Genomic DNA, 13,952 nt, shown 5'->3' on the forward strand with positions numbered 1-13,952 from the left:
TTTATCTCCCCATTTGTGTCAGATTCATGAAAGAGGAAACATCTATATGTTTCTCGATCATGTGTTGAATGTTTTCCGGTGAAACGTGATCCAGCTTCGGTGTGATTCCCAAAATCGGAACTTTGCATAATGTTTCAATCATGCTCGGGTTTGTCTTTTCGTCCAGCCCCGGCCGGCTCTTTACGCCGTTGATCATAATGCCGAGAACCTCTATCCCCATGTTTTTCGCATATTCAACGGTTAAATATGTGTGGTTGATGGTTCCGAGATCAGGCCTGGCCACAATCACCGCCGGCAATTCCATGGCTTTTATCAGATCACTGACTAAGTAATTTTCACCAAGCGGGACGGAAATGCCGCCTGCCCCCTCAACGATGAAACACTCATGACGATTTTTGATCTTACTCCAGTGGGCCATGACATCCGCCATGCTCACGGATTTCCCCTCAAGCATGGCGGCCGTGTACGGCGCAAGCGGCTCTTTCCATTCAAATGGCGTGATTTCTTCATGAGACAGTGCGGTTTGTGACATGTCTTTCAAGAGCGAGGTGTCACTTTCCGGATGAGTCCGCGGCACACCGCTTAAAAACGGCTTAAACACTCCGATATCCGCCTGTTTCTGCCGGAATGCCGCGGCAAGTCCGCAAGAAACGATGGTTTTTCCGACGCCGGTATCTGTTCCTGTAACAAAAAAACTTCTCATTTGTTTATATTCAGCTCTTTTCTAATGGAATCAAATGCTTCTGTCAGCTCGTCTATATCCTGTAAGCTGCGATCCGCCGTAACGGTCAGCCTGATTCTGCTTTCGCCTTCCGGAACGGCGGGCGGGCGGATGGCCGGGGCGCAGATACCCTTTTTCTCCAGCAGCGCAGCGGCTGAAACCGCTGTTTTTGCATCACCGATGATAACGGGGATAATCGGTGTATCTCCGCCTCTTACGGTAAAGCCCATATCGGCCAGACGCATTTTTATCATTTTGACAGACGACTGCAGCTCACGGCGCGTATCGTGCATATCTGATATGATGTCAAATGCCGTATGCGAAGCCGCACAAATTGACGGCGGGAGGGCCGTCTGAAAAATAAACGTCCGCGCCTGATTCAGCAAAAAATCAATGAAAATGTTTGATCCCGCGGCAAAACCGCCTTCCGTTCCTACAGCTTTGCTTAATGTGCCGATGACAACATCAGGACAAACACCGAAATAGTCACTGGTTCCCCCGCCGTTTTCCCCCAGTACACCGGTTGCATGCGCGTCATCTGCTATCACAAATGCCTGGTACTGCTTTGCAAGCGCCATTATGCGGTCAAGAGGCGCAATGGTGCCGTCCATGCTGAAGACGCCGTCTGTGACGATAAAGCGGCGGTTCCGAGCCTGGACGGAGGCAAGTTTTTTCTCAAGATCAGCCATATCAATATGGCGGTACACGATGGTTTCCGCTTTTGATAAACGGCAGCCGTCAACAATGCTCGCATGGTTCAGTTGATCGCTTAAAATGACATCGCCTTTTTGAGGCAGTGAGGCAAGCACGCCGATATTTGCCAAGTAACCGCTTGAAAACAATAAAGCCGCTTCCGTCTGTTTAAAGTCCGCGATTGTGTGTTCCAGTTTTTCGTGCCACACAGTATTTCCTGTCGTTAACCGTGAGCCGCCGCTTCCCGCTCCGAACCGGCTCAGCGCCGTTTGCGCGGCTGTGATCAGCCGCTCATCTTTTGACAGGCCTAAATAGTCATTGGACGCCCAGGTCTGCCGCTTTTGCCCCTTGGTTTTGAGAGCGGTTTCCTGTGTTCGCAGCGTCCGATACAGCCCGTCTCTTTTCACCGCATCGAGCCTTCCGAGGAGCCATCCGTCAAAATCCACGGCCGGTCACCTCGGCTATCGCATCTTTCATAATGGAGATCATGGCTTGTAACTGATCGGTTGTGCTGGCAAGCGGCGGCAGAAAGGCGATGACGTCTCCGAGCGGCCGTGTCAGCATACCAAGCTCTCTCATTTTCAAGGACACCTTGTATCCCATCCGCTTTTCAGGCGGATAAGGCTGTTTTGTCCCCTTATCCTGCACAAGCTCTATGCCGCACATGAAACCGAGCTGGCGGACATCGCCGACATGAGGAAGCTGCTTCAGATCATGAAGAAATTTCGCTGCCGTTTTTGATTTTTCGGCGACTTGATCAACGATGCGCTCTGATTCGAATAAACGCAGATTTTCAATTGCCGCGGCACAGCCAAGCTGATTTCCCGTATAGGAATGGCCGTGGAAAAATGTTTTCATTTTGTCGTAGTCATCGTAGAAGGCTTCATAAATGGCTTCTGTGGCAAACGTCACAGCGATCGGCAAATAGCCTCCCGTAATGCCTTTCCCTGCCGCCATCAAGTCCGGCTGGACATTTTCATGCTCACAGGCAAACATTTTTCCGGTGCGGCCGAACCCCGTCGCCACTTCGTCAACGATCATTAACACATCATATGCCGTACACAGCTTTCGTACGCCTGCCAGAAAGCCTTCAGGCATGACGATCATGCCGGATGCGCCTTGCACCATCGATTCAATCGTAAGTGCGGCAATCTCTTCGTGATGCTTTGCAAGCAGCTGTTCGAGCGCGTGAAGGCATTCATCCCGGCACTGTACGGGGTCGCCGCTTTCAGATCTGTATACATACGGAATCGGGGCTTTGTAGCTTTCAAACATCAGCGGGCCGTACACATGGTGGAAGAGTTCAATGGAGCCGACGCTGACGGCTCCGATCGTATCGCCGTGATAGCCGTTCTGCATAGAAATAAACGTCTGTTTCTCGGGTCTCCCTATGTTTTTCCAGTATTGAAAGGCCATTTTCAGAGCGATTTCCATTGCTTCCGCTCCGCTGTCGGAGTAAAAAACGCGTGTCAGCTTTTCCGGTGTGATGCCTGTCAGCATCTCGGCAAGTTCTGTTGCGGGAACGTTCGTCATACCCAGCAAGGTTGAATGAGCGATTTTTTCAAGCTGTTTTTGAATCGCTTCATCCATTTCTTTTTTGCGGTGGCCGTGTACATTGAGCCATACTGAAGAAAAGCCGTCATAATATTCTTTGCCGCTGATGTCTTTCAGCATGATCCCGTTTCCGCTTTCAATGATTAACGGATCTTCATCGTAATCTTTCATTTGTGTGAAAGGCAGCCAAAGATGCTGTTTGCTTTTTTCAATCATTGATTGTTTCATATGTTCCCCTCCCGCTGAATGAATACAGGCTGCTTCTCTAAAAAATGGATACAGCTCTCCGTATCTATGGAGCCATCTGTAAAGAAAATCCGGCATCCGCTTTCATCTCCGGCATTCTTCATCTTGGCAATCCGCTGATATCCCAGCTTCTTTGCGGCAACGTAGCCTGTTATGTAATCAGGGTCATCCGACCAGCACAATTCAGCAATAATCCCCGGATGTGCGCAAACTTTTGCCGCGATGGCATGTGCTTCTTTTATTCGTGAATGTTCCGGCATGTTGTGCGTAAAAGCCCATTTTTGAAAATCATGTGACGGCCAATCCACTCGGGATACCCGCACACCTCTATTTCCTCTGCCGTCAATGCGTTTTCCTGCCCGGATATCAAACAGGACCGCTCCTCTTGCTTCTGCATATTCCGCAATGTTTTCGTACGCTTTCTCTATCATGTGCGGGGGAATCCCCGCCTTTTGCAGAAGCTTGAGGGCGATTGCTTGTCCTTTTTCCGGCGTGTCTGTTTGATGGAAAGCAACCGGCAAAGGGCGGATCGTTTCGATCGGTTCATTAATGCTTTCAAGCTGAATCTGCATAAAATCAGGTATCCCTCTTGAGTGCGAGAAGCCTTTATGTAATAAGCCATCTACCGCTTCCTGTAAACCGCTGTAAGTGATGAGCCGTTCTCCGCCGGAAATGTGTTTTCCGCCCTGCTCATGGGGGGCGTTTCGGGAAGCTCTCATTCTGACGCTGTAATAGGTCTCTTCCCGCATTAAATCTCCCTCCTTTCTCTTACTTTGAAATTTAATGTTAACCTAAATAACAAAAGGTTAACACTTATACAGAATATTAGTGTCTTGTACGTAATATGTCAACCTAAACTATCAAACTGTTAACTTAATGAGTTTTGCAAAGCCTCATTACGTTTTCATGTTTTGTTCATATTTTAGTAATTGTTTATTCAACACTGTCCGCTAAAGTAATCCATATCAACAAATATGACAGCCATCTGATTTTTTTATGAAGGGAGGTCAACACCGGATGCCGTTATGCTGAAAGAAAAAGTAAAGACAGCAGGCCGTTTTTGCACTGTAGGCGTCGGCAATACGCTGATCGATTTTGGTGTCTTCTTTCTTCTCGCCGCTTGTCATGTCCCCTATCTTCCGGCGCAGATCTGCTCCTATTCGGCAGGGATCATCAACAGCTATGTATGGAACCGGAAGTGGACGTTTCGTGTAAAACGCAAGGCTGACGGGAAAGAGATCATGCGCTTTCTCATGATTAATCTTGCCGCGTCGGGAATCACCTTTTTGCTGCTTTACGCGTTTCAAAAAGGCGGCTGTTCGCTATTGGTGAGTAAGTTCGCCGCCACTATCGGCGGAATGATGATGAATTTTATCGGAAACCGAATCTGGGTATTTGGAGATTCGCTGAAAAACATACAGGATCAGGAGTGAAGATGAATGAGAAAAAAAGTGAGAAAAGCGGTCATTCCCGCAGCAGGTTTAGGAACGAGATTTCTGCCGGCGACTAAGGCGCAGCCGAAAGAAATGCTGCCGATTGTCGACAAACCGGCCATCCAATATATTGTCGAAGAGGCCGCAGCGTCAGGAATTGAAGATATATTGATTATTACAGGGAGAAACAAACGCTCGATTGAAGATCATTTTGACCGGTCGGCGGAATTGGAATTCGATCTTGAGGAAAAAGGCAAGACGGAGACGCTGAAGGAAATGCAGCGGATTGCCGATTTGGCCAATATTCATTACATCCGTCAGAAAGAACCGCTCGGATTAGGACATGCGGTGCTGTGTGCGGAGCATTTTATCGGAGATGAGCCTTTTGCCGTTCTATTAGGTGATGATATTATGGTATCTGACACTCCCGCTCTTTCACAGCTCATCGACGTCTATAACCAACACGGCACAGAAACGATCGGCGTACAGCCCGTCGATCCTGCTGATGTCAGCAAATATGGTATTATACAGACGGGGCGGCAGGGCGGTCATGTGTACCAGGTTGAGGATCTGATTGAGAAACCGGCTGTTGAAAAGGCGCCCTCTCATATTGCCGTGATGGGCCGCTACATATTAACCCCTGCTATTTTTAAAACGCTGAAGACGATCGGAAGAGGCGCGGGCAACGAAATCCAATTGACAGACGCGCTGCGCGAAGTGTGCCGCACCCGAAGCATTTACGCGCGGGAGCTTGAAGGAAGCCGGTTTGATATAGGAGATAAGTTCGGCTGTTTTAAGGCCGGCACGGAGATCGGGCTTCTGCGGGAAGAAATGAGACCGAAACTTTTAGCTTATTTAGAAGAGGTGTTAAAAAGAGAATCTGAAGAAATCGTGCGTTAAAAAATAATTTGTAACCATTTTGCTTGTCAATCAGTCATATAATTGGGTAAAAAGATAAAGAGGTTGTGAACAGTGTGGGCAATTTTATTAGTGAAATATTATCCTGGCTGACAAGTATGGGCTATTTAGGGATTGCGCTCGGATTAATGATCGAAATCATTCCGAGTGAAATCGTTCTGGCTTACGGAGGCTATATGGTGTCAGAAGGCACGATCAGCTTTATCGGCGCCATTGTCGCCGGTGTGATCGGGGGAACGATCGCGCAGTGCTTTATTTACTGGATCGCCCGTTATGGGGGACGGCCGTTTTTGGACAAGTACGGCAAGTACTTACTTCTGAAAAAGCATCATGTTGATGTTGCGGAAAACTGGTTTCGCCGTTATGGCGCCGGCGTTGTGTTCTCGGCGCGGTTTATCCCGGTCGTCAGACATGCGATTTCCATCCCGGCCGGCCTTGCGAAAATGCCTCTTTCCAAGTTTGTCATATTGACGACGCTTGCCATTATTCCGTGGTCTGTCATTTTCGTTTATCTCGGGTATCAGCTCGGGGGACAGTGGAAAGACGTAGACAGCTATGCCGGAATGTATACAACTCCGATCATTATATTGGCTCTCGTATTTATTGTTGTTTATTTTGTTGTGAAGAAAATGAGATCAAGACTATGAAAAAAGACTGCATAAGAGCGGCTGCGAGCCGGATCTATGCAGTCTTTTTTTATTTATACCGGGTATACGGGGTGTTTCCGGTGTGTGAATGTCAGTTGTTTGGACATGTAAGCAGTGAGGCGTTTATTGAGTTCTTCCCGCAAGGAATCAGCAGGAACAATGCCGTCAATCACCATTTCAGAAGCAAGCCGGTAAAGGTTAATGTCTTCCTTATATTCATCACGCTTTTCTTGAATAAAAGCCGGCCTTTCTTCAGGGGCTAGCTCGCTGATTTTGTTTGCGTAGACCGCATTCACCGCTGCTTCAGGACCCATTACGGCAATTTGCGCAGTCGGAAGCGCTAAACAGCAGTCCGGTTCAAAAGCAGGCCCCGCCATCGCGTATAATCCGGCACCGTAGGCTTTTCTGACGATAACGGAAAGCTTCGGAACAGTCGCTTCCGCCATTGCGGAGATCATTTTTGCGCCATGCCTGATGATGCCCGCCTGCTCAACCTTCGTTCCGATCATGAATCCGGGAATGTCTGCTAAAAACAGAAGCGGAATATGGAATGCATCGCACAAAGCGATAAATTTTGCGGCTTTATCCGCCGAATCGAGAAATAAAACCCCGCCTTTTACACGCGGCTGATTGGCGATAATGCCGACCGGCTGTCCGTGAATCCGCGCAAGCCCCGTTATTAATTCCTGCGCAAATAACGGTTTAATCTCAAAAAATGAGTCTTCATCAATGACACGTTCAATTAAATCCATCATGTTGAACGGTGCGTTTTGATGTGCCGGGATGACATCTGAGAGCGGTTTTTCAAAAGCTTTCGGGTTCTTAGATTTGTTGACGGGCGCTTTTTCAGTATAATTTGCCGGAAAGTAGCTGAGATATGTCTGCGCCATCATGATTGCTTCCTGTTCCGTCCGGGCGAGGAGATCACCGCAGCCTGATACGGAACAATGCATACGGGCGCCGCCCATTTCTTCAAGCGATACTTTCTCGCCGATCACCATTTCTGCCATACGCGGGGAACCTAAGTACATGGATGCATTGCCCTCAACCATAATGACAATGTCGCAAAAGGCCGGAATGTAAGCGCCGCCCGCAGCGGAAGGGCCGAACAATAAACAGATTTGCGGAATGCGGCCCGACAGCTTTACTTGATTATAAAAGATGCGGCCGGCTCCCCTTCTGCCCGGGAACATGTCGACCTGATCCGTAATTCTCGCACCTGCGGAATCGACTAAGTACAAGAGCGGACACTGAAGCTTTTCCGCCGTCTCCTGAATGCGGATGATTTTTTCCACCGTTTTCGCGCCCCACGAGCCCGCCTTTACGGTTGAGTCGTTTGCCATCACACAAACGGTTCTGCCGCCGATGGTTCCGATCCCGGTAACGACCCCGTCAGCCGGCAGTCCGTCTGACATGCACTCGGCGAAAAAAGCGTCTTCAACGGATATGCCGTCATCGAATAAAAGCTTCAGCCTGTCTCTTACAAAAAGCTTTCCCTTCTTTTCGTTGCTTGCGTGATATTTCGCGGCTCCTCCCTTTTCAATCGTTTTGCTGCGTGTCTGCCGTTCTTTTTCGTAATCCATCCGAGTCCCTCCATGTTTTATTTTCCTTTGTATTCAGGGGGTCTTTTTTCTTTAAAAGCGCGCAGGCCCTCTTCTCTGTCAAGTGTGGGGATGACTTGTTCATATGCTTTTCGTTCGATTTCGAGCCCTGTATTGAGATCTGTCTCCAGACCCTTGTTTATCGCGGCTTTTGCTTGTCTGACGGCGATCGGCCCATTAGCGGCGATGCGGCCGGCCAGTGCTTTTGCATTTTCCATTAGTTCATCGGCTTTACAAACATGCTCGATCAGCTTCATGTCTTTTCCCTCTTCGGCAGAAAGCCTTCGGCCGGTATAGATCAATTCTTTTGCCGCGCCGGGGCCGATAAGCCGGGGCAGTCTCTGCGTTCCGCCCGCTCCGGGAATGATCGCAAGCCCTGTTTCAGGAAGGCCGAGGCCCGCCTGGCTGACGGCTGTTCTGATATCGCAGGCGAGAGCGAGTTCAAGGCCTCCTCCGACAGCGGTTCCGTTCAGCGCTGCAATGACCGGCTGCGGGAGAGCTTCAATGGATGCGGCCGTTTCACCGATACGCCTGACGCTTTGCTTAACTTGTTCATGATTCATCCCCGCTCTTTCTTTTAAATCAGCACCGGCGCAAAATGTGTTCCCGGTGCCGGTGAGAATGACACAACGAATGGATGGCGAGTTTTTGATGTCTTCAATCACACGCTGTAAATGATCAATCATGTCTGAAGACAGCGAGTTGGCCGCATGCGGGCGGTTCAGCGTGATCAGACCGATCGTTTCTTGACAGACGGAATACAAGACGCAATCTCCCATGGCTTCTCCTTTCTCATTTCGTTCTGAATGCCTGCAGGTTTCTGCTTGGCAGGTCTTTGCCTATTTTATCCGCGATCCAGCCTGCGGCATAAAGAAGTTTATTCATGTCCGTCCCGGTATCAATCCCCATTTGTTCGAGCATATAAATGACGTCTTCTGTGGCAGCGTTGCCTGCTGATCCAGGGGCGTACGGGCAGCCTCCAAGCCCGCCTGAGGAAGTATCAAAGGATGTGATGCCCATATCAAGAGCGGGAATGATATTCGCTAGAGCCGTTCCTCTTGTATCATGGAAATGGAGTGCGATTTTTGAGGCGGGAATTCTCGGCAAAAGGGCTTCAAGCACGGCTATGACCTGCAAGGGGTTTGCCGCGCCGATCGTGTCGCCGAGCGATATTTCATCAACACCCATTTCGAGCAGGGTGTCTGACAGGCGGATGACTTGTTCGACCGGCACGTTCTGTTCGTACGGACAGCCGAACACAGTGGACAGATAAGCTCTCGTCGCCATTTTTTCAGCTTTTGCTTCAGTAATAACCCGCCTGAGCTCTTGAACGGTCCGGTCAATCGGTTTGTTTACGTTTTTTTGATTATGGGTTTCGCTTGCAGATAAAAATACACATGCCTGATCGATTCCGCCTTCTGCCGCATGCTCCAGTCCGATGAGGTTCGGAACGAGAGCCGCGTAGACCGTATGTTCAGATCTGGCAATGCCTTTTGCGACGTCCAGGCTGTCACGAAGAGCCGGAATCCATCTCGGATGCACGAATGATGTCACTTCGATATAGGGAAGGCCTGTTTTTGACAGCATATTGATCCACTCAATCTTATCTTCTGTATCCACCCACGCCGATTCATTCTGCAAGCCGTCACGCGGTCCTACTTCATTGATGCGGACATGTTTCGGACAGTTCATGCTGCACCTCCCGTTTTATTGAAGTTCAATCAGGACCTCTCCTTCATCAGTGAAATCACCTTCTGATTTTTTCACTTCTTTCACCGTACCCGCTGCATCAGCGATAATCGGAATTTCCATTTTCATAGATTCCAAGATGGCCACTTCCTGTCCTTCTTCAATGACATCACCCGGCTTCACATGAATTTTCCACAGGTTTCCCGCCATTTGAATTTTTATGACGCTCATTTGGACGCCCCCTCGTTCATTGTTTGTAAAAAACCGGTTGTTGCCTCGCCCTTTTCAAACACTTCTGAATGAGCAATTTTTGTCAGCAGCGGAATGTTGGTTTTAATCCCTTCTACATGATATTCGCCAAGGGCGGTTTTCAGTTGTTCAATGGCTTGTTTTCTCGTATTCGCCGTGACGACCATTTTGGCAATCATCGGATCGTAAAACGGAGAAATGACGCTTCCCTTTTCGACGGCGCATTCGTGTCGCACTGACGGGTGTCTTAAAACGGAAAAAGACGAGATGGTACCGGGTGACGGGTAAAAGGTGACCGGATCTTCCGCATAGATCCGCACTTCTATCGCATGACCGCGGTGGTTGATATCTTTCTGCGAGAAAGGCAGCGCCTGCCCAGCGGCAATTTTCAGCTGTTCTTCCACAAGATCCAGTCCTGTAATTTCTTCTGTCACCGGATGCTCCACTTGCAGTCTTGTGTTCATCTCTAAAAAATAGATTTGTTTCTTTTGGTCGACGAGAAATTCTATTGTGCCTGCATTTTGGTAGCCGATCGATTTTGCGGCTTTAACGGCGGTTTCACCGAGTCTTTGTCTTAATTCATCGTCAACAAACGGTGACGGCGCTTCTTCTATCACTTTTTGGTGGCGCCTTTGGACTGAACAGTCACGTTCAAACAGATGAACGGTGTTGCCGAAAGAATCTGCGAGTATCTGAATTTCAATATGACGGGCATTTTCAATGACCTTTTCCATATACATTGCGCCGTCTCCAAAAAAGGAGGCGGCCCGCTTTTGATTGCCTTCAAACGCTTTGGCCAGCTCTTCTTCTGAATGTACGATCTGCATGCCGATTCCGCCTCCCCCTGCAGACGCTTTCAGCATGACCGGAAAGCCGATGGCACGGGCTTCGGCTAAGGCGGAGTGAACATCGGGCAATGGCTCTGAAACACCGGGAACGATCGGGACCTTTGCTTTTTGCATCGTTTTTCGGGCTTCAATCTTGCTGCCCATCTTGGCGATGATATCACCGGGCGGACCGATAAATGTGATTTGTTCCTTCTGGCAGCGTTCGGCGAACAGGCTGTTTTCTGACAGCAGCCCGTAGCCCGGATGAATGGCGTCCGCTCCGGCGGATTTGGCGGCTTCTATGATTCTGTCGATATGTAAATAGCTTTCATTTACTCTCGATTTACCGATCGGATAGGCCTCATCAGCCGCTTTTACATGCAGCGCGTCCCGGTCGGCTTCTGAATACACAGCTGCCGAGGGGATGCCGAGACGTTTGCAGGTGCGGATAATTCGTAAGGCGATTTCTCCTCTGTTGGCAATCAGGACTTTTTTAAACAAATGTGAAGCACTCCTTTTTCATTAAGTTAACTTGAGCTCTTCAATCGTTTTTTCCCGCAGCTTGAATTTCTGAATTTTTCCTGAGGCTGTCATTGGATATTCATCTGTAAACAAAACGTACCTGGGGACTTTATAGCGGGCGATATGTTCTTTGCAAAAGGTTCTGATGTCTTCTGCGGAAGCGGTTTGTCCGTCTTTGAGCCTGACCCATGCCGCGGCCTCTTCTCCGTATTTCGGATCAGGCACGCCGACGACCTGAACGTCTGCTACCGCGGGATGCCGATATAACATTTCCTCAATCTCGCGCGGATAGATATTTTCGCCGCCCCTGATCAGCATGTCTTTCAGACGGCCCGTGATTTTGCAGTACCCGTCCTCGTCCATGACCGCCAAATCACCTGTATGCAGCCAGCCGTCTTTGTCTATCGCTTCTTCGGTCGCTTCTTGATTTTTATAATAGCCTTTCATGACATGATATCCGCGGGTGCAGAGCTCTCCTTGTTCGCCCCTGGCGGCTTCTTGGGATGTTCCGGGCCGAACGATTCTGACTTCGATATGGGGAAGCGCGCGCCCCGCTGTTTCCACTCTTCTTTCAAATGAATCATCCGTTCTTGTCTGCGTAATAACAGGTGATGCTTCGGTCTGTCCGTAGGCAATTGTAATGTCAGTCATCCCCATTTTGCCGATCACTTCTCTCATGACTTCCGCCGGGCATGGCGAGCCTGCCATAATCCCGGTTCGGACGTGGGAAAGATCATATTCAGAAAAACGGCTGTCATTTAGGAGGGCGATAAACATCGTCGGTACACCGTGCAGAGCGGTGCAGGCTTCTTGCTCCACCGTTTTCAGAACGGCCGGCGGAGAAAACTGTTCGATCGGAATCATCGCCGCACCCGCGGAAACACATGCCAGCACGCCGAGCACGCACCCAAAGCAGTGGAAAAACGGCACGGGAATACATAAACGGTCACATGAAGTAAGCTTCATGCATTCTGCGATATTGGCCGCGTTATTTACGATATTAAAATGTGAGAGCATGACGCCTTTCGGAAATCCGGTCGTACCTGATGTATATTGCATATGAATGCAATCATCCTTTTTCAGGCTGTCCATCCTTCCGTCAAGCGCTGCATCCGTTACAGACTCGGCATTATCCAGCAATGAATCCCAACGGTGCATCCCGGGCGGGCTTTTATCACCGATATATAACACCGTCCGTAAAAATGGATAACGTTTCGAACGCAGCCTGCCGCGCTTACAAGTTTTCAGCTCCGGAATCAGCTTATTCACGATTTCAACATAAGATGTCTGCCGGTAGGAATCCATGATTATCAGGGCCGAGACGTCTGAATGTGCCAGCAGGTAATCGAGCTCTGCGATTTGAAAATTGGTATTAATGGTGACCAGAACGGCGCCGATTTTCGCTGTTGCAAATTGCGCCGCGAGCCATTCCGGAATGTTGGATGCCCATATGGCCACATGATCTCCTTTTTCAACTCCCAGCTTCATCAGCCCTTTTGCGGTTTGCCGGCATAACCGGTCAAACTCGGCATACGTATAACGAAGGCCACGCTCAGGGTAAACAACCGCTTCACGATCCGGAAAAAGCTTCGCGGTCCGCTCAAGCAGCTTTCCGGCTGTTAAATGGATAAGTTCAGCCATATGACCTGCCTCCCTTCCATCTCTGTCTTAGTAAACGTTTTCATTTCACTTCAAAAGCTGTCTTGCGATGACCATTCTTTGAATTTCTGACGTTCCTTCGCCAATCTCCATCAGCTTTGCGTCACGAAGCATGCGCTCAACACCGCATTCCTTCATATAGCCGGAACCGCCATGAATTTGGATGGCCTGAAGACATGTTCTGACGGCCATTTCAGAAGCATAGAGCTTGGCGAATGCAGCTTCTTTCGTAAATGGCAGGTTTTGATCCTTCAGCCATGCCGCTTTAAGCACCATCTGTCTGGCAAGGTCAATTTCCATCGCCATATCGGCCAGCTTAAATTGAATGGCTTGAAATGACGATATCGGACTGCCGAACTGCTTGCGTTCCTTCGCATATGACAGCGACGCCTCCAGTGCGCCTTGAGCGATACCGACAGCCAGTGCCGCAATCGAGATCCGCCCGCCGTCTAATGTATATAAAAATTGTTTAAAACCTTTTTCAGGATCACCGAGCAGGTTATCGGCAGGCACCCTGACATCCTCCAGCACAAGTTCGGCCGTATCCGACCCTCTCACACCCATCTTGTCGTACGGATTTGTGATCGTAAATCCCGGTGTGTCTGTCGGGACGATGAGAGCTGAAATGATCGGTTTTCCGGCGGAGTTCTTTCCCGTAACGGCGGTGACAATGACCGTGCGGGCGTAATTTGCGTTTGTGATCCAGCATTTCTCTCCGTTTATCACATAGTCATCGCCCTTTTTCTCGGCTTTTGTCTGGGTTCCGCCGGCATCGGAACCTGCATTCGGCTCTGTCAGCCCGAATGATCCGAGCGCTTTTCCCGAAGCAAGCGGAATAAGATGTTCTTGCTTTTGCTGTTCAGTACCGAAATAGTATAATGGGCTTGCACCGAGTGACACGGCCGCCGCGTAGCTCAGCCCCGTGCTGCCGCAGGCTTTTCCGATTTCTTCGACCGCTGCTGCATATGAAATGGTGTCACCGCCCGCCCCGCCGTATTCTTCCGGAAACGGAATTCCGAGCAGCCCGAGTTCGCCTATTTTTTTAAATGTGTCTATCGGGAAGACGGCTGATTGATCAACCTCATGGGCTTTCGGGGCAATTTCATTTTTGGCGAAATCTCTGACCATTTCGCGCACCATCTGCTGTTCTTTTGTCAGTTGAAAATTCATTAACCTTCCTCCTTCTGCTGCTT

The 13,952-nt window shown here is 49.4% G+C and carries 14 protein-coding genes; 3 read left to right on the plus strand and 11 right to left on the minus strand.

Annotated elements, in window-relative coordinates:
- Nucleotide 1: 1 nt before the first annotated feature.
- The 4 genes from bioD to JNUCC21_RS09715 are packed head-to-tail and all read right to left on the minus strand — an operon-like array spanning nt 2 to nt 3,963.
- The gene (bioD, locus tag JNUCC21_RS09700; RefSeq protein ID WP_136396413.1) at nt 2-703 is read right to left on the minus strand and encodes a dethiobiotin synthase; all 702 of its coding nucleotides are present in this window, start codon (nt 701-703) and stop codon (nt 2-4) included.
- Nucleotides 700-1,860: an 8-amino-7-oxononanoate synthase gene (gene bioF / locus JNUCC21_RS09705; RefSeq protein ID WP_369878785.1), complete on the minus strand. Its 1,161-nt coding sequence runs from the start codon at nt 1,858-1,860 to the stop codon at nt 700-702. Before bioF ends, bioD begins: the two co-directional genes overlap by 4 nt.
- Entirely contained in the window at nt 1,850-3,196 is a 1,347-nt protein-coding gene (bioA, locus tag JNUCC21_RS09710; RefSeq protein WP_369878786.1) for an adenosylmethionine--8-amino-7-oxononanoate transaminase, read from the minus strand. Before bioA ends, bioF begins: the two co-directional genes overlap by 11 nt.
- Nucleotides 3,193-3,963 carry a 6-carboxyhexanoate--CoA ligase gene (locus JNUCC21_RS09715; protein ID WP_369878787.1) on the minus strand — a complete coding sequence of 257 codons (771 nt, stop codon included), beginning with the start codon at nt 3,961-3,963 and terminating at the stop codon, nt 3,193-3,195. The genes bioA and JNUCC21_RS09715 overlap by 4 nt, the downstream gene beginning before the upstream one ends.
- A gap of 276 nt (nt 3,964-4,239) precedes the next feature.
- Here JNUCC21_RS09715 and JNUCC21_RS09720 point away from each other — a divergent pair, with 276 nt between their 5' ends.
- The 3 genes from JNUCC21_RS09720 to JNUCC21_RS09730 all read left to right on the plus strand — a co-directional run bounded on the left by JNUCC21_RS09720 (nt 4,240) and on the right by JNUCC21_RS09730 (nt 6,212).
- Nucleotides 4,240-4,647, plus strand: coding sequence for a GtrA family protein (locus JNUCC21_RS09720; RefSeq protein WP_014418060.1), 408 nt, complete (start codon nt 4,240-4,242; stop codon nt 4,645-4,647).
- A gap of 6 nt (nt 4,648-4,653) precedes the next feature.
- Complete coding sequence (gene galU / locus JNUCC21_RS09725; RefSeq protein WP_369878788.1) at nt 4,654-5,547, plus strand: UTP--glucose-1-phosphate uridylyltransferase GalU; 894 nt, start codon at nt 4,654-4,656, stop codon at nt 5,545-5,547.
- 74 nt (nt 5,548-5,621) lie between these two features.
- Nucleotides 5,622-6,212 (plus strand): DedA family protein, encoded by a 591-nt coding sequence (locus tag JNUCC21_RS09730; protein ID WP_007410125.1) that lies wholly within the window; start codon nt 5,622-5,624, stop codon nt 6,210-6,212.
- Nucleotides 6,213-6,265: 53 nt separating this feature from the next.
- Here JNUCC21_RS09730 and JNUCC21_RS09735 read toward each other — a convergent pair whose 3' ends face one another.
- The 7 genes from JNUCC21_RS09735 to JNUCC21_RS09765 are packed head-to-tail and all read right to left on the minus strand — an operon-like array spanning nt 6,266 to nt 13,929.
- Nucleotides 6,266-7,795, minus strand: coding sequence for an acyl-CoA carboxylase subunit beta (locus tag JNUCC21_RS09735; protein ID WP_032865964.1), 1,530 nt, complete (start codon nt 7,793-7,795; stop codon nt 6,266-6,268).
- 17 nt (nt 7,796-7,812) lie between these two features.
- Complete coding sequence (locus JNUCC21_RS09740) at nt 7,813-8,592, minus strand: enoyl-CoA hydratase (RefSeq protein WP_064107333.1); 780 nt, start codon at nt 8,590-8,592, stop codon at nt 7,813-7,815.
- 13 nt (nt 8,593-8,605) lie between these two features.
- A complete protein-coding gene (locus JNUCC21_RS09745) occupies nt 8,606-9,505 on the minus strand; it encodes a hydroxymethylglutaryl-CoA lyase (protein WP_007410122.1) in 900 nt (299 codons plus the stop codon).
- A gap of 15 nt (nt 9,506-9,520) precedes the next feature.
- A complete protein-coding gene (locus JNUCC21_RS09750; protein ID WP_007410121.1) occupies nt 9,521-9,733 on the minus strand; it encodes an acetyl-CoA carboxylase biotin carboxyl carrier protein subunit in 213 nt (70 codons plus the stop codon).
- Entirely contained in the window at nt 9,730-11,079 is a 1,350-nt protein-coding gene (locus JNUCC21_RS09755) for an acetyl-CoA carboxylase biotin carboxylase subunit (protein WP_039251335.1), read from the minus strand. The genes JNUCC21_RS09750 and JNUCC21_RS09755 overlap by 4 nt, the downstream gene beginning before the upstream one ends.
- Nucleotides 11,080-11,100: 21 nt before the next feature.
- Nucleotides 11,101-12,741 carry an AMP-binding protein gene (locus JNUCC21_RS09760; RefSeq protein ID WP_031379066.1) on the minus strand — a complete coding sequence of 547 codons (1,641 nt, stop codon included), beginning with the start codon at nt 12,739-12,741 and terminating at the stop codon, nt 11,101-11,103.
- A 45-nt stretch (nt 12,742-12,786) separates the two neighbouring features.
- Nucleotides 12,787-13,929, minus strand: coding sequence for an acyl-CoA dehydrogenase family protein (locus JNUCC21_RS09765; protein ID WP_003153894.1), 1,143 nt, complete (start codon nt 13,927-13,929; stop codon nt 12,787-12,789).
- Nucleotides 13,930-13,952 lie beyond the last annotated feature (23 nt).

The sequence above is a fragment of the Bacillus sp. JNUCC-21 genome (assembly GCF_041222765.1).
GTDB classification, from domain to species: Bacteria; Bacillota; Bacilli; order Bacillales; family Bacillaceae; genus Bacillus; species Bacillus velezensis.